The sequence below is a fragment of the Nocardia sp. CA-135398 genome, from assembly GCF_050955845.1.
Taxonomy (GTDB): domain Bacteria; phylum Actinomycetota; class Actinomycetes; order Mycobacteriales; family Mycobacteriaceae; genus Nocardia.
This window is the reverse complement of record NZ_CP192084.1, coordinates 6795218-6811403: the sequence shown is the minus strand read 5'-3', so window position 1 is coordinate 6811403 and position 16186 is coordinate 6795218. Positions and strand designations below refer to the sequence as shown.

At 66.0% G+C, this 16186-nt stretch carries 14 protein-coding genes and 1 tRNA gene; 8 read left to right on the top strand and 7 right to left on the bottom strand.

Features of this window, described 5'->3' with window-relative positions; genetic code table 11:
- Positions 1-60: 60 nt before the first annotated feature.
- Positions 61-1302, top strand: coding sequence for a phthiocerol/phthiodiolone dimycocerosyl transferase family protein (locus ACQP1T_RS30295; RefSeq protein ID WP_433756445.1), 1242 nt, complete (start codon positions 61-63; stop codon positions 1300-1302).
- Between the two features lie 5 nt (positions 1303-1307).
- Here ACQP1T_RS30295 and ACQP1T_RS30290 read toward each other — a convergent pair whose 3' ends face one another.
- Entirely contained in the window at positions 1308-1703 is a 396-nt protein-coding gene (locus ACQP1T_RS30290; RefSeq protein WP_062991210.1) for a PPOX class F420-dependent oxidoreductase, read from the bottom strand.
- A gap of 48 nt (positions 1704-1751) precedes the next feature.
- Here ACQP1T_RS30290 and ACQP1T_RS30285 point away from each other — a divergent pair, with 48 nt between their 5' ends.
- Both ACQP1T_RS30285 and ACQP1T_RS30280 read left to right on the top strand, forming a co-directional pair.
- Entirely contained in the window at positions 1752-2174 is a 423-nt protein-coding gene (locus ACQP1T_RS30285; protein WP_433756444.1) for a MarR family winged helix-turn-helix transcriptional regulator, read from the top strand.
- A 59-nt stretch (positions 2175-2233) separates the two neighbouring features.
- The gene (locus ACQP1T_RS30280) at positions 2234-3679 is read left to right on the top strand and encodes a molybdopterin-dependent oxidoreductase (RefSeq protein WP_433756443.1); all 1446 of its coding nucleotides are present in this window, start codon (positions 2234-2236) and stop codon (positions 3677-3679) included.
- A 145-nt stretch (positions 3680-3824) separates the two neighbouring features.
- Here the strand turns inward: ACQP1T_RS30280 and ACQP1T_RS30275 are convergent, their stop codons facing one another.
- Positions 3825-5795 (bottom strand): TPM domain-containing protein, encoded by a 1971-nt coding sequence (locus tag ACQP1T_RS30275; protein ID WP_433756442.1) that lies wholly within the window; start codon positions 5793-5795, stop codon positions 3825-3827.
- A 30-nt stretch (positions 5796-5825) separates the two neighbouring features.
- Here ACQP1T_RS30275 and ACQP1T_RS30270 point away from each other — a divergent pair, with 30 nt between their 5' ends.
- Positions 5826-6500, top strand: a complete 675-nt coding sequence (locus ACQP1T_RS30270; RefSeq protein WP_433756441.1) for an MBL fold metallo-hydrolase — start codon at positions 5826-5828, stop codon at positions 6498-6500.
- Between the two features lie 3 nt (positions 6501-6503).
- Here ACQP1T_RS30270 and ACQP1T_RS30265 read toward each other — a convergent pair whose 3' ends face one another.
- Entirely contained in the window at positions 6504-7373 is an 870-nt protein-coding gene (locus ACQP1T_RS30265) for an NAD(P)-dependent oxidoreductase (RefSeq protein WP_433756440.1), read from the bottom strand.
- Positions 7374-7556: 183 nt separating this feature from the next.
- On the opposite strand from ACQP1T_RS30265, the gene ACQP1T_RS30260 reads away from it, so the two are divergent.
- From ACQP1T_RS30260 to dnaG, 3 genes are read left to right on the top strand one after another with little or no spacing between them, the layout of a single operon-like run.
- Positions 7557-8240, top strand: coding sequence for a YdcF family protein (locus tag ACQP1T_RS30260; protein ID WP_433756439.1), 684 nt, complete (start codon positions 7557-7559; stop codon positions 8238-8240).
- 6 nt (positions 8241-8246) lie between these two features.
- On the top strand, positions 8247-9488 hold the full coding sequence (locus tag ACQP1T_RS30255) for a deoxyguanosinetriphosphate triphosphohydrolase (RefSeq protein WP_433756438.1): 1242 nt from the start codon (positions 8247-8249) through the stop codon (positions 9486-9488).
- Positions 9489-9534: 46 nt separating this feature from the next.
- Positions 9535-11460 (top strand): DNA primase, encoded by a 1926-nt coding sequence (gene dnaG, locus ACQP1T_RS30250; protein WP_433756437.1) that lies wholly within the window; start codon positions 9535-9537, stop codon positions 11458-11460.
- 139 nt (positions 11461-11599) lie between these two features.
- On the opposite strand, the gene ACQP1T_RS30245 is transcribed toward dnaG, so the two are convergent.
- The gene (locus ACQP1T_RS30245) at positions 11600-11845 is read right to left on the bottom strand and encodes a hypothetical protein (protein ID WP_040688111.1); all 246 of its coding nucleotides are present in this window, start codon (positions 11843-11845) and stop codon (positions 11600-11602) included.
- A gap of 213 nt (positions 11846-12058) precedes the next feature.
- On the opposite strand from ACQP1T_RS30245, the gene ACQP1T_RS30240 reads away from it, so the two are divergent.
- A tRNA-Asn gene (locus ACQP1T_RS30240) sits at positions 12059-12131 on the top strand.
- A 25-nt stretch (positions 12132-12156) separates the two neighbouring features.
- Here the strand turns inward: ACQP1T_RS30240 and ACQP1T_RS30235 are convergent.
- From ACQP1T_RS30235 to ACQP1T_RS30225, 3 genes are all read right to left on the bottom strand, one after another.
- Positions 12157-13284: a site-specific integrase gene (locus ACQP1T_RS30235; RefSeq protein WP_433762424.1), complete on the bottom strand. Its 1128-nt coding sequence runs from the start codon at positions 13282-13284 to the stop codon at positions 12157-12159.
- Between the two features lie 552 nt (positions 13285-13836).
- The gene (locus ACQP1T_RS30230; RefSeq protein WP_433756436.1) at positions 13837-15522 is read right to left on the bottom strand and encodes a replication initiator; all 1686 of its coding nucleotides are present in this window, start codon (positions 15520-15522) and stop codon (positions 13837-13839) included.
- Positions 15522-16145, bottom strand: a complete 624-nt coding sequence (locus tag ACQP1T_RS30225) for a hypothetical protein (RefSeq protein ID WP_433756435.1) — start codon at positions 16143-16145, stop codon at positions 15522-15524. The genes ACQP1T_RS30230 and ACQP1T_RS30225 overlap by 1 nt, the downstream gene beginning before the upstream one ends.
- Positions 16146-16186: the final 41 nt, after the last annotated feature.

The following is a 16186-nucleotide window of genomic DNA, read 5'->3' as shown; positions in this document are numbered from 1 at the left end:
TTGCGCCCCGGTTGTAGTTGCCGCACGCTGACCCTTGTGTTGTGGGATGAGGAGGTTTTGGTGCGGGTGTTGGGTGCCTCGGAACAACGTTTCGTGCGGGCGGGGACCTACACCGGGCGATCGGTCACGGTCGTCGGTGATCTCGATACGAATGCGTTGGGGGCGGCCTTCACCTCGCTACAGCGTGCCTATCCGGTGCTGACCTGCCGGATCGGCGAGGATGCCACCGGCCGCGGCTATCTGCTGCGACGCGGCGAAACCCCGGAGATCGGTATGACGGCGAGTCTCGGTGATCCGGACCCCATCCGCATCCCGGATCCCATCGATCCGGCCGGACAGCTGGCCTACCTGGATGTCGTGTACTCCGAGCGGGGGCGCGCGCGGGTCACGCTTTTCGCCCACCACAGCATCGCCGACGCGGGCCACTGCGTCGAACTGCTGTCCCGACTATGGGACTTCTACACCGATTACGTCGAATCCGAGACGACAACCGTTGTGCCGCACGACTATCCGCAGTCGCTGGAATGGCATGTGTCGGCGCGTGGGATCGCCCGCTCCTCGGTCTCCGGCTTCGAGGACGTGACCAAGCCGCTGCAAGCGGTGGTCATTCCGCCCGCACCCGCGATCCCCGCGCCCGCCGCAATGGACCGGCCGCGGCGGATCGTCTTGGACCAGGAGGCGAGCGCCCGCATCATCGGCCGCGGGCGCTATCCGGGGGTGACCGTCAACGGGCTGATCACCGCCGCCCTGCTGCGCGCCTTCGCCAAGGAAAGGGCCGGGGACATCGGCGATCCGGTGCCGCTCGGCTGCCTGTATCCGGTGGATTTGCGCACCCGCCTCGACCCGCCGGTCGCGCGTGCCGAGGGCACCAATATGGCGGGTCTGGCCTCATTCGCCACGGCGGTGGACCTCTCCGCGGACATTCTCGAACTGGCCCAACATATTTCGGCCCGATTGCGGCACGATCTGGCCGAGGGCATCGTCCAGCAGTCGGTGCTGCACTTCCCGGACTACTTCGGCCCCAACCGGATCCACTCCCTGGCCGGGCACATCGCGGTGACGAATACCGGTGCCGTGCCGGTCTTCCGCATCCCCGCGAATATCGCGCTCATCGACTACGAGATCGTTTACGTCTCCGCCCATCCGCGTCCGTCCGCGGGTGCCTCGGCGGCAATCACCTTCCTGGTCTACACCTTCGAGGGCCGACTGACGGTCGGAGTGCTCGGCGGCGACGCCGACCGGCTGGTGTCCGCGGTGCGCGACGAATTGACGGCTCTAGCCGGGGAGGCCGTCAATTCCTGAAGCCGCTATTGGTAAGTGGCGTGCGTCGGGCGCATGACGAGCACGACCCGGCGCGGATGGTCGGCGACCGGACGCTGATACGGCAGGTCGTAGCGGCGTGCGAGCACATCGAAGAATTCACCGTTCGGATCGGGTTCGATGGCCTCGATGACGCCGCGGACCTCGAGGTAGCGGTAGGGCTTGTCCGGATCGTTGATGCTCACCGCGACTTCGGGATTCTGCTTGGTGTTGACGGCCTTGCGTCGATCGATCGTGGTGGTGAAGCGAAGGCGTCCGCCATCCCACACCTGCCACACCGGCGTAACCTGCGGAGTGCCGTCCGGGTTGAGCGTTGCGAGATGGGCGAACAGCGGCCGGGATAGCAAATCGGCGTGGCTCTCGGGGATTACCGGATTGTCCATGCCTCGAAGACTATCAAGGCTTTGATAGTTCAGCTATCTTTGACACTTATGAAGTTGCCCGCGGAGCAGCGGCTCGGTCTGGACCTCAAGCGTGCCGAGCAGGAGCTGATGGCCGTCAAACACGAGGCGGTCAAACCGCTTACGGTGCCGCAGTACGCCACGCTCTACGCGCTGTCGGAGAATCCGGGCATCTCAGCCGCAGCCCTTGCCCGCGAATGTCTGGTGACGCCGCAGGCGATGACAGTTGTCCTGAAGAACCTGCAGGAGCGCGGTTTCGTGGAACGGACACCGCATCCCTGGCATCGCGGTGTGCTCGAAACCCGCCTGACCCCAGCGGGTCGTAAAGCCTTCGCCAAGGCCGATGCCAAGGCCGCCGCCATCGAGCGCCGGGTGGCCGCCGCCTTCAGTGCGAAGGAGCGCGAACTGTTGCGGGAGCTGTTGGCCCGGTTCACCGAGGCGCTGCGGGAGTGAGGCGCGGTAGGTTCGTAGCGAATGCACGGTTGTGATCGAGGAAAGCGGGTGTTCGAACGGTGCGAACGAACGGAAAACGCGGGGGTGTGCTCGGTGCCGCCGCGATCGGTGTCGGGGCACTCGGCGTCGGCGAGTTGATCGCGGCCTCGCGCGGTGATTCGCTGATCGATGCGATCGGCCGGGTCATGGCCGATACCGCGCCGGTGCCGGTGGTCGAGACGACCGTCGCATTGTCCGGTAAGCACGACAAGGCCGTGACGCGCCTCGGTGTCGGGGCCGGTGCGGTCGCCGCGACGGTCGGCCTCGGGGCGCTCTCCGATCAGGCGCGCACGCCCGCTGTCGCCGCTTTCGGCGCTGCCGCAGCCGCATTGGGATTCCGTCGACCGACCCGATCACCCGCCACCGTCGCCGGTGCGGCCGCCGCCGCGAGTGTGCTCGGTCTCGGGCTGCGCAGGCGCCCGCGTCGGCCGTTCGGCGCGCTGCTGTGGGCGGTCGCCGGTGCCGGACTACTGGGCGGGGCGCGGGCGCTGATTCGTGACTACGACCGCAGACAGCGCGATGCGATCCGCCGGGTCGGCCCGCTCGGTGGGATTTCGATGGTGCCGCAGGACGGGCTGGAGGACGAGCCCGGTCTGTCGTCACTGATCACCGCGAACCGGAGTTTCTATGTCGCCGACGTCAATCTGAGTCCACCGCGGATCGATCCGACGCGCTGGCGGCTGGCGGTCACCGGCAAGGTCGCACATCCGCTGCGCCTGTCACTGGCCGAATTGGCCGCGGACGCAGTGGAATTCGATGCGGTCATGGTGTGCGTGCACAACCGGCCCGGTGAGCGTCGCGCGGGTAACGGCCGCTGGTACGGGGTGCCGCTGGCCGAATTGCTCGAGCACGCGATGCCCGAAACCGGTGCGACCCGGCTGGTGACCAGGGCCGTCGACGGATACACCATCTCACTGCCGGTGGAACCGCTGCGCTCCGGTGCGTGGCCCGGGTATCTGGTGATCGGCGTGAATGGTGAGCCGCTCGCCCCCGAGCACGGATTCCCCGCCCGCGTCTTCGTGCCCGGGCTCTACGGCCAGTACACCGGCGCGAAATGGCTCGCCGAACTGGAACTCACCGACGACAGCCACGTCGACTACTGGTGGAAGCGCGGTTGGCCGTCGGAACCGATCTGGGTGACACCACAGGCCCGCATCGACGTCACCGCGCCGGGCCGCGCGGCGGCCGGTAGCACCACCATCGCCGGTGTCGCATGGGCGCCGCCGCACGGCGTCGAGTCCGTCGAGCTGCGTATCGACGAAGGCGATTGGCGCCCAGTGGATCTCGGCACCGAACTCGCCCCCGCCGCCTGGCGCCGCTGGCGCACCACCGTCGATCTGCCCGCAGGCGAACACACGATCCAGGCCCGCGCCGTCAGCCGCTCCGGCGAGATCCAAGACGGAATCCCGCGCTCGCCGTTCCCCTCCGGCCCAACCGGCTGGCACAGCGTCACCCTCGAAATCTGAACGCTACTGCCGCGTCCGGATAGCTTGCTGCTCGGGCCGCGGTTCCGTCGAACGTAGTCGAATGGTGGTCGCCCACGGCGAATTCGACCGCCATATCACTACGCTCGGCGAGCTGCCGGGGCAGAGCAGGCAATGGCACCAGCCGTCAGAACCGGCCGCCCCGGCTGATGCGGCGGGATCCGCTGGAACCGCCGTATGAAGCGGGGGTGTAGCCGCCGGAGCGTTGGTGAGTGGCGCCGCGCAGCAGGCCCTCGATCAGGATTCCGCCGAGTACCGCACCCGCCTGCGCGGTGCCCGATGGGGGCTGGCTGTTCTCCCAGGCGCGCACGCTGGCCTGCGCCGCTTGTAATGCTCGGCCGCCCAGGTCGGCGGCAGCCTGTGCGCTGGCTAGTGCTCGAGTCGGATCGGTAGTGGAAAGTTGTTGTGCCGCATCGAAATTGCGCTGCGCCTCGGACAAACGGGTGCGTGCCTGCGCGTCGATGCCGCCGCGGCGGGTGCTGATGTAATCGGATGCCGCGCCGATCCGGGCGCGGGCATCGGTGAGGGCTCGGTCGAGTCGGCGCTGTAGGTCCTCTGCGGCCAGTTTGCGGTCGGTGGCGGCGGCATTGGCGAGGTCCAACGCGTTATCGGCGGCGACGGCGTTGTGGAAGGCATCCAATGGGTCGCTGGTCGAGGTGGCGGTTGCGATGGTCAGGGCCGTTTCCGCGGCGGTGATGGCGGCGTGCAGATCGACACCGCCATAGCCCGACAGGTCCTTCGCGGTGGCGATATCGGCGCGCAGTTCGTCGAGTATGGCGGGCAGTCCGTCGCTCGCCTGCTGGATATTCGTCGCCGCATGGTCGACGGCGTCGAGCAGCGTACGAGCCTGTCCCACGGCCCCTTCCGCGGCCCGGATCGCGGCGACCGCACCGCCCTGTTTGCCGACCGGCTGGGCGAGGGCAGCGCGTCCGGCATCGATGTTCTGCTCCGCGAAGGTGATTCGCTCGCGGGCCATGGTCACGTTGTCTCGAATCGGGGCGAGCACGCTGGCCGGATACGCGGTGGTGAGCCGGGTGAGTTCGGCTTCCGAACCCGGCGCGCGCCCGGTCAACTCGACCAAATCCCTTGTCAGCCCGTCCAATCGAGCGGGCGCGTCGATGAGCAGATCCCGCATCGCGTCGAATTCGGCCACCTGAGCGTCGAGTTCCCGATCGGCCCGCCCGACCGTGCCGATCAGATCGACCAGCATGGTGCGCTGCTGATCCGGCGTCTCGGGAACAGCGTCATCGAGCTGCTGCCTGATCGAGAATGCTTTGGCAGCAGCCGATTTCGCATTCGCCAGCGCGGTGCTGAAGCGGGTGACCGCGGTATCGCCGAATTCACCGGTCGCCAACTCCAGCTCCTCGGCGCTGGTCCGTACCGCATTGTCGATCTCGACCAGCACCTCCTTCGAACGGGCCTGCAACGCATCCAGTGACAATGCCGCAAGCGCGGTGGAATTATCGGGATCCACCCGCCGTGCCGCCGCCAACTCTGCACGCCTACGCTGAGCGCGCCGTTTGCGCGAATACAGCACAAGCCCACCGACAATCAGCACGATCAGCAGGGCAACGATCAGCAGCGTCCGTAGGCTGACCCCGCCACCTCGCATCGCCGAATCCAGGCCATCGGCCATCGCGACCCCGGCGTCGGCCCATCGGCCGTTGTGCAGCGCGGGCTCCACGTCGCGCGTCAATACGCTGTCCAACTCCGAATCGCTGACACTGCTGGGCAACTCGCCTTTGAACCAATACGCGCGGTCCTCGGTGGCAATGGCCAACAACAGATCACGTCCACCGAATCCGGACATTGTCGCGGTGCGATCGGCCCACCCCTGCGGACTCATCCCGTTGAAATCGTGCACATAGACGACCCAGAGCCGCATTTGCTGATCGGCGTAGAGGTCGCCGACCGCCGCTGTTACCCGATCGAGTTGTCCTTGATCGAGCGCCTGCGCCGAGTCGACGACATACGTTCCCATCCGCAGCGGTGGCTCAGCGCTGACCGTGCCACCGGCCAGCGCGACACAGAGAAACGCCACGCTGACGACCACCGCGGCAACCCAGCGGATTCGACGAATCGGCGCTATCGACGACATGGGATGAATCTAGCTGGCTAGCATCGAACTGTGATCACGATCGACCTGCCGTACACCGGTCACGTGTCCCCTGGATCGAATCCGCAACAGCGGGACGTCACCGGTGCCCGCATAATCAAAATGTCCGTCGGTGGCATGGACAACAATTGCTATCTGGTGCAGTGCACCGCCACCGGCGCGGCACTGCTCATCGACGCCGCCAACGAAGCCGACCGCATTATCGAACTCGTCGACCAGGAGACGCCGGGCCGCGTCGCCCTGGTCGTCACCACCCATCAGCATCGGGACCATTGGTGGGCGCTGGAAAAGGTCGCCGCGGCCACCGGCGCACCGACCGCCGCGCATCCACTCGATGCCGAACCGCTCCCGGTCAGCCCCGACCGGTTACTCGCCGACGGCGACCTCATCGAGATCGGCGACCTGGCCTTCGAGGTCGTCCATCTGCGCGGACACACGCCGGGCTCGGTTGCTCTCGCCCTGGTAGACGGCCCGGGCGTGCACCTGTTCACCGGCGACTCCCTTTTCCCGGGCGGAGTCGGCCGCACCACCAACCCGCGAGATTTCAACTCCCTCTACACCGACGTCACCACCAAGCTCTTCGAACGCTATCCGGATGACGCCGTCGTCTATCCCGGTCACGGCGACGACACCACGCTCGGCGCCGAACGCCCGCACCTGGGCGAATGGCGCGAACGCGGCTGGTAGGTCTTATGCGGCGCGCGGGTTGAGGCTTTCGAACATCCGCTCGCTGCTGGCCGCACCGTAGCCGTCGGCGACCTGGCGATCGACGAGATTCTTGATCGTGCCGACGACGTCCAGGTCCACACCCGCGTCGCGGCTGGCCGATACGATGGCATCCACGGCGGCCTTGGTGAAATCCAAGGGCTGGAACGGTTTCGAGTAATCGCCGGAGTCGATGGTGGCTCCGGCCCTCGGGAGTGATGCGGTCATCGCCGCGATCCAGCCGGACGCGCGTTGTCCGAAGTCCTCGGCCGACATGCCGACCGCGCGAACCATCGCGGCGCCGTGATAGAAGCCCGCGAACATGGCGTACATCCCGGCGAGCAGGGCGAAGTCGACCAGTGCCGCCTGCCCGGCGTCCGTGCCGAAATACTCTGCGCTGCCGAGCAATTCGAGGGTGCCGCGATGGTTGTCGAAGAGCTGGCGGGAGCCGCTGTAGAGCACGGACGAGCCGGGCCGGCCGATCATCGGCGGGACGGCCATGATGCCGCCGTCGAGGAAGTCGATGCCGTGGTCCGCGGCCCATTCGGCCAGTTCACGCGATCCGTGCGGCTCGGTGCTGGTCAGGTTGACCAGCGCGCGACCGGCAAGGATATCGGTCACCGGATCGAGTACCTCGTGCACGGACCGATGGTCCAACAGGCACGCCACCACGAGATCGCTCGCGGCGACCGCCTCGGCCGCGGTCTGGGCCGACTCAGCCCCTGCCGCAACGAGTTCCGCCTCCCGACCGGCACTGCGGTTCCAGACCGTCGTCGGATGTCCGGCCCGCACGAAGGCCGTGGCCAGCGCCTGTCCCATCGCGCCGAGCCCGAGGACCGTCACGGATGTCGTCATGTACCCACTCCTGAAAGTATCGAGATGCCCGAGGGCTTGGTTGGCGCCGGATTCATTCTCGATTTGTGCTGCACATTCGACAAGTACTGACTAATTAGTTCAGTACTAACCAGAAGGTAAGTATGGCCGATCGATATCCGCCGGTTACGTTCTCGTCGTGGGTGACCTGGCAAACTTGATGAGGTGAATTCGGCGACCCTGGCCTCGGCTACCGGATCCGGCCCGTCCCGAGGTGTCGGAGGCGGGCTGGTGCGCTGGGCGCGTCGGCTGGTCCTCGGCGCGATCTTGATTGGGGTGGTGCTGGTCGGCGGCACCGCATTCCGGGTCTGGCAGGTGGCACGAATCGACGACTACACCAAGGCGGATGCGATCGTCGTACTCGGCGCCGCGCAATACTCCGGCACCCCGTCGACGGTCTTCGAGGCGCGACTGGACCAGGCCTACAAGCTGTTCAAGGCCGGTGTCGCACCCAAGGTGATCACCGTCGGCGGTAAGCAGGAGGGCGATCTGTACACCGAGGCCGCTTCGGGCAAGAACTATCTGGAGGAGCGCGGCATACCGAGCGACCGGATCCTCGCCGTGGAAACAGGTTCGGATACTCTGCGCAGCATCGAGGCCGTCGCGACCGCCATGAGCGCGCGCGAGATGTCCTCGGCGGTGCTGGTGAGCGATCCGTGGCATTCGCTGCGCACCAGAACCATGGCCCGCGACGCCGGGCTGGAGGCCTGGACCGCGCCGACCCGGACCGGCCCCGCCGTCTACACCAGGGAGTCCCAAGCGCACGGAATCGCAAGGGAGACAGGCGCTTTGCTTTGGTATCAGCTCACGCACTTCTCATCGGACTTCAAATACTCAGCGGGACAGTGAGATTCGATGTATACCGAGCATGACCGCGAGCGAATGGTGGTGGAGGGCGCCAAGACCGCCGGACTCGGCCCGCCGCGCAGTGAATTCGAGACCGGTCACCGCACCGAATTCGCCCGCGACCGAGCCCGCGTGCTGCACTCCGCGGCGTTGCGCAGACTCGCCGACAAAACCCAGGTCATGGGTCCGCGTGACGGTGACACCCCGCGCACACGCTTGACCCATTCGATCGAGGTGGCCCAGATCGGGCGCAGTATCGCCGACGGTCTCGGCTGCGATCCGGATCTGGTCGACCTGGCCGGATTGGCGCACGATATCGGTCACCCGCCCTACGGCCACAATGGCGAGAAGGCCCTCGACATCTTCGCCGACGCGTACGGCGGATTCGAGGGCAATGCGCAGAATCTGCGCATCCTCACCCGGCTGGAGCCGAAGGTTCTGGATGCGGACGGCACCAGCGCGGGTTTGAATCTCACCCGCGCCGCACTCGACGCGGCCATCAAATACCCCTGGGGCAGAACAGGTTCGGGCACCAAGTTCGGTGCCTACGATATCGATCTGGATCGACTGGAATGGGTGCGCAAGGATGCGCCGGACCGTCGCAAGAGCCTCGAATGCCAGATCATGGACTGGTCCGACGATGTCGCGTACTCGGTACACGATGTGGAGGACGGTGTAATCGCGGGACGTATCGAATTGCGCGCGCTCGCCGATCCGTCCGAACAGGCGGCACTGGCCGAGCTCGGGCACGGCCAGCACCCATCGCTCTCGGTGGACGACCTGATCGGCGCCGCCCAGCGCCTGTCCGAACTGCCCGTGGTGGCCGAGGCCGCGTGCTACGACGGCACCATCGCGAGTTCGGTTGCGCTGAAGCGCCTCACCAGTGAACTGGTCGGCCGCTTCGCCACGGCCGCGATCATGGCCACCCGGGAAGTCGCGGGGGACGGGCCGTTGTCCCGCTATGCGGCAGATCTAGAGGTTCCGCCGATCGTCGCCGCCGAGGTCGCGATGCTCAAAACCGTCGCCCTGCGTTACGTCATGTCCGATCTCGTGCACAAGCAGCGGCAGGCCGTGCAGCGCGAGCGAATTCAGGCGGTCGCGACCCGATTGCTCGCCACGGCGCCGCACGGGCTGGATCCGCTGCTGCTCCCGTGGTGGCACGCCGCGCCCGACGACACCGCGCGGATCCGGGTAATCGTGGACCAGATCGCCTCCTATACCGAGAGTCGGCTGGAGCGGGTAGACCTGTGACCAGCCGCTGGGCGTGTCGAGGCCGGACTAGCCTAGACTGACCGCCGTGGCCGGACGACTCCCAGATCGCGATATCGCGGCAGTACGCGAACGCGTCCGGATCGAGGATGTGGTGGGGGAGTACGTCGCGCTGAAGCGGGCGGGCGTGGACTCCATGCGGGGCCTGTGCCCGTTCCACGACGAGAAGTCGCCGTCGTTCCACGTGCGGCCCAACCACGGCCTGTACCACTGCTTCGGCTGCGGTGAGGGCGGCGACGTCTTCGCCTTCCTGCAAAAGGTCGAGCACATCGGCTTCGTCGAGGCGGTCGAGCAGCTGGCCGACCGGATCGGCTACCAGATCAACTACGAGGGCGGCGGCACCTCGGTGCAGCGCGACCGCGGCACCAGGTCCAGATTGGTCGCCGCCAATGCCGCCGCGCACGAGTTCTACATGGCCAAATTGCGCGAGCCCGACGCCGAGGTGGCGCGCAAGTTCCTGACCGATCGCAACTTCGACGGCAACGCGGCCCAGCAATTCGGCTGCGGCTATGCCCCGGCGGGCTGGGATACGCTCACGAAGCATCTGCTGCGAAAGGGTTTCGACTTCAAGGAGTTGGAGGCGGCCGGGCTGTCACGGCAGGGTCAGCGCGGCCCGATCGACCGCTTCCACCGGCGGCTGCTGTGGCCGATCCGCAATCTCGGCGGTGACGTGATCGGCTTCGGTGCGCGCAAGCTCTTCGACGACGACACCATGCCCGGCAAGTACATCAATACGCCGGAAACCTTGCTGTACAAGAAGTCTCAGGTGCTCTTCGGCCTGGACCACGCCAAGCGCGAGATCGCCAAGGGCCATCAGGCAGTGGTGGTCGAGGGCTACACCGACGTGATGGCCATGCATCTGGCCGGGGTGAAAACCGCTGTCGCCTCCTGCGGCACCGCCTTCGGTGACGAGCATCTCGCCCTGCTGCGCCGACTGCTCATGGACGACAACTTCTGGCGCGGCGAAATCATCTACACCTTCGACGGTGACGCGGCCGGACAGGCGGCGGCGCTGAAAGCCTTTGCGGGCGACCAGAAGTTGGCCGGGCAGACCTACATCGCCATCGCCCCCGACGGCCAAGACCCGTGTGAACTGCGCCAGCGCTCCGGCGACGGCGCCGTACGTGATCTGGTGGCTCGACGAACCCCGTTGTACGAGTTCGTGATTCGCGGCCTGCTCGCCGACCACAACCTCGATACCGCCGAGGGACAGGTGGAGGCGCTGCGCCGCGCCGTGCCGGTGGTGGCGCAGATCAAGGACAACGCGCTGCGCAAGGCGTACGCGACCAAGCTGGCGGGCTGGGTCGGCTGGGACGATATCCAAACCGTGGTGCGGCGGGTCGGTGAGGAAGCCAAGCGCAACCGCAACGGTGGGCGCCCGAACGGCCGTGGTCCGATGGCAAGCGCGTCGCAGCCCAGCGCGGTCGTCGCCGAACATCCCGCGGCCCGTCCCAACCCGAACGACCCGACGCTGCTACCGCAACGGCAGGCACTCGGTGCGGCACTGCAGTATCCGGCGATGGCCGGTGCGGTTTTCGATTCGATCGAGACCGAGGCCTTCACCCATCCGGCCTACGCCGCCGTCCGTGCCATGATCGCCGAGGCCGGTGGCGCCGCATCCGGGCTCAGTGGTGCGGAGTGGGTCAATGCCGTGTCGGACGGGACCGATGATCTGACCATGCGTGCGCTGGTTTCCGAGCTGTCGGGTGAGCAGATGCCGGTGAAGTCGGCCAACGACATACCCCGGTTCATCACCGGCGTGCTGGCTCGGGTCCAGGAAGCCTGGGTCGGTCGTCAGATCGCGGAGCTGAAGTCGAAGCTGCAGCGGGTGTCATCGACCGAACAGGCCGAGGCTTATATGGCGCTGTTCGGTGATCTTGTCGCATTGGAGCAGTACCGCAAGAGTCTGCTTACCCAGGCGATGGGTAATCACGACGACTTCGCAGCGGGCTGAGCAGACCCGGGTTGGCCGATTCGTCGGTCCCGCGCATGTCGAAAACAGAGGATTGCCGCGCTGACGGCCAGTCGTGCACGCTGCCGTCGACCAGGTCCCACCCTCCGACCGGCAGGTTTCCGGCTCGGATCCCGCGGACTCAGCGGCGCAGCTGATCCTGCGGCACCAGAACCGTGGTCCGCTCATCCAGCGGCACCATCGGCTCCAACTTCGCCTGGGTGCTGAGCTTGTCCGACAGCTTCTGTCGCCCGAAGAGAACCAGCTTGCGAGTCACCGGACTCCCGGTGACCGCGCGCGTTGCCGCACTGATCTGTTCATAGCGACCCCGCCCGGCCTTCGTCCCGAGCACGTACCCGGCCGCAATGCCGATGATCAACCGCAGCATCTCGTAGAGCTCCTCCCAAAGTGCCTGTGCGCGGCTACCATCCTGCCCGACGCCGGGTACGCCTGTCGATCCGGATCCACCCCCACCGCGCGCCACCCCCAGACACGCCGAACCTCCCGCATGTCTCCAGGTAGAGACGCGATTTGGGAAGGCAAGCGCCGATACGCTAAAGTTTCACCTCGGCCCGCCCAATACGGACGAGCCAAAGGATAGTCCCCTATAGCTCAATTGGCAGAGCAGCCGACTGTTAATCGGCAGGTTTCTGGTTCGAGTCCAGATGGGGGAGCCGAAAACGGCCTCTGACCAGCGCATCAACGCAGACGGTTAGGGGCCGTAGTCGTATCCAGACCCGGAAACTCGCCAGAAAGTCTCCCAAAAGTCGGGGCCGGTCCTTCTCCGTCCTGATCATGGTCACTGTGACCCAGGCCGCTCATCACCGCATTATGGATGACCGCGGCCGCACCGTGATGCACTCGCCCGCGCGCCATGTATTTGCGCTGGGTCATTGCCGGATCGGCGTGCTGCAGCACATCAGCAGTCACCCTGGCGGAAAGCCCTTCATCATCGAGGAGAACGGCAACCAGTTTCCGGAACGCGTACGGGCTGACATCGTCGGGAAGCCCCAACGCCTCACGGACCCGCTGCCACTGATGACTGACATTCACCGGATCGCGCAACGTCCACTCGAATGACGGAAAGATCAAATCCACGTCGTAGTCATCCGGTGGCGGATTCTCGCGTTTGCGCAGCTGCATTTGCTCCCAGCGTCGATCGAGTATTTCGACAGCGAACTCTGGTAGCGCGATCGTGCCTTGCGGATTCTTCGGGTCGTTGTCCTTGACCACTCGCACCAATCCCTTACCAGGCACGCGAATCACTTTGCCGATTGTCTGAATGGTGCGCCGCTTACGGTCGTAGAACGGCCACGCGAAGCCCAGGACCTGACTTGGACGCTGACCGACCGCACCCATGATCGCAATCAGGTCCGCCAGGTCAGCACCGTCGCAGTACTCCGCCACGGTCGGCGGTGTGTAGGAACGGATTCCGCGTTTCTGTTCAGCCTTCGTCAGCTTGCGCGGGCACGGCACGGTCGACCAGTAGACCGACGCCAGGATGAAGCACAGGTCTTCGATCTCGATGTACGCGGCGCCACCCGTACGCCCCTTCGCCTGCACGTTCTCCGGAATCTCGGCTTCGCGTACCGGATTCACACTCAACGGGCCGCGACGCACCGCGAAACGGAACATCCCCGACAGCATCGACCGAGCATTCAACATCGAACCGCGGCCGTGGTTCGCCGCCACCCATTCGAGGAATGCCTCTGCGGTGCCCGTCGTGAACTCCTCCGGCCCGATGCGGCGGAACCCGTACTCAGCAACCAGCATGGCCGCCCACCGGTCATACAGGCGCAAAGTGTTATCGGCACGGCCCTTCTTCACCAAGTAGGCCCTGTACGCCGCCCACAGCTCCGCTACCGTCGTGCGAGCGGTTATCTCACCACTGCCCGTATCGGGCGCAAGGGCCGATGCAGCAGCACGAACCGCTGCCTCTGCACGACTCCCATCCTTATCGGGTACGCGCCGCCCTCGACTATCGAACCGGTCCGGAGATACACGATTCACCCGCCGACGTCGCCCGCTGCGATCACGAACCCATGTATCGGCCTCCCAGTGCCCGGGGCGTAACTCGGTCAACCTCACCACACCCGGCACACCCAGTTCACGAGGAGGCCGCCCCGTTATCGCCATGATGCCTACTGACCGTCAGCCGGAATCGACTCCATAGCCTCATGCAGTGCCTGCACATCCCAAATGAACTGTCGGCCACGACGTTTCGGCTTGGGCAACGCAAACGGCGCAGAGCCCTCACGATTCCAACGGCGGAGAACCTCCGGATGACAGCGCACGATCGCGGCAGCCTCCTCGGTAGTTGCCCACCGCAGGCCGTAACTCATAGATTCCGCTCGCGTCCTCACGTTCGTCGTCCCCTCCCTATGCTGCTTGCTGAGTTGCCGAAGTTTCTTCCTGCCCAGGTGGTTCGGCGGCCAGCTGTGCTCGCAGGTATTCCGCGCGCCATGTGGTTCGTTTGGCGATGGCGCCCATGATCAGGTGCTCGCGCAGAGGTCGTTCTTTGTCGCCGGGTTCGACCGGGGTGACCTTCAAGTGCGCGGTATCGGGTTTGTGGATGCCGACCGAGGCGAGTAGTTGCCGAACAAATTCCACGCGGTCGGCCTTGTGATCGGGCAGTGTCTTACCCGACCACCGGCGGGACACGAGCACGCGGCGGCCGGGCAGGCCGAGGGTGGCGCGGCGGTGTGCTTTGCCCTTGCAGCGGCCGGGCACGGTTTTGTCGCTGGCGCCTTTGGGGACGATGCCGTATTCCAGCCACACCGCGCACCTCGGTGAACATGGGGTGTGTTGGAGTTCGGTGTGCAGTCGGTCGTAGTGCACCGCGGTGCGCCGGGAGTCGGTGTTGAGGACTTCATCGATGGATTTGGTGAGGTATTTGGTGACGTAGCCGATGGCCTTGTTGGCTTGGTCACCGGCGATGACGCCTTTGATCTGGCGCGGGTCGACTTGGACACCGAAACGCACGGTGTGTGCGGGTTCGAGGTCATCAACGGTGTCGAGGACATCGAGGGCTTCATCCCAGCCAGGCAGTGGCCGGCGAGTGCGTGGATCCACAAACGTCATGGACTTGGCATCCCAGACCGGCATCTGATCACCGGTGTAGACGGGCTGGTCGAAGTGCGGCCACCACACTTGGTGATAGGTCGCCGCGGTCACCAGCCGAATCAGTTCCCGCGGAATATTGGTGCGCAGCAACACATGCAGGTGCGGGGCACCACGCTTCTGCGGTTCGACCACCGCGAAGTACTGCACGTCGTAGCCGACCGCGCGACGCAGATTCTGAATCCAGCGGTCGAACAGCGCCGAGAAATGCACGGTGTCACGGGCGGCGGCGGTGTAGTCGTAGTCCTCGGGGCACCGTGGCGAACCATCCGAGCAGGTCTTGCCATCGGAGTCTTTCGCACCGTCACGATTGATGGCGCCGTAAGACGGCATCGTGAGCGTGACCAGCATCCCGGGCCGGTACTTGCCCGCGTAGGCGTCGCCGATCGTGTTGCGGGTCACCTTCTTACGCGGCAGCGCCGGAATGTCCTGACGGCGCCGCGTCGAGCGAGCACGGCGTTTCGCCGGTTTCGGATCCAATGCGGGCAGGCGGCCACGCAGGCCGGATTCACGCAACTCCCGATCCAGGTCCATCACGATTTCGCGGATCGCTGCGGCCAGGTCTTCATCACCGTCGTCGTTCGCGGCCTGATATTGGGTCACGAGATCGGCTCGGGCGGTCAGCAATTCGGTCTGGACGTCGCTGGGTTCGCGTTTGAGGGCGACTGGTTCGGTGTCGATGTGCCAGCCTTCGCGGCATTGCGTCATCCGCAGGTAGCGGGCCTTCTTCGCGCACGCCGGACACACCGATTCGATAGTCGACTTGCACGGGGACGCCTCGTAGGTGACGGTCCCGGTCTTCGGGTCCTCCACCCGCATCGGGATCGGCCGCTTGCACACGTCGTACTGCTCAGCAGCGGCCTGAGCGATCTCGAACAGGTTCGGCATAGCGCGACGTTCGGCGGCGGTCTGGCGGGTTACGGGCTGATCGGTGGTGTCGGTCATCAGGCGGCGTCCTTGTTCCAGCGGCCATCGTCGAGGCGGGGCAGGTCGATTGCTTCGGCGAGCGAATCTGATTGCCGCATCACCAGTTCCACGGTTCCTGGACCGGCGATGGTGGCGCGGCATTCCAGGGCGCCGAAGGCGTGGGCGAGGTGTTCGACGCGGTTTTCCCAGTCGGCGGGGCAGTGGCCTTCCAGCATCCGCACCCGCAGCCGATCCACCGATCCGCCGATCTCGACGCTGCGCAAGAGCGGGACAACGGTGTGTTCACCGCGGTCGATCGTGAGATGGCAGGCGGTCATGAGGCGGGTCCAGCGGCGCCGGTACCGGAACCAGGTCAGGAACCGGTGCCGTGCCCGCGCGGTGATCCACCGCTGGAAGGTCTGCGGATGTTTCGCCCGCCAGAGCATCATCCCCGCCAGGGACGCTCCGGCCACCGCGATAGCCCAGGGCCAGCCGAGGAACACGCCGACGGCCACCGCGGCAGCGATAGGGAGGGAGACCATCGGGAACAGCAGCGCCCACCAGGCGGTGACGCCGATGCTGATGATGGCCCACCACACGGTGTTCAGGACGGCCAGGCCGATCAGGTCGAACGGGTCATGGTGCTCGGTGTTGGTGTTCATGACTGGGTGCTCCTGGTGGGAGTTCGAACAGGGGCAGTTGT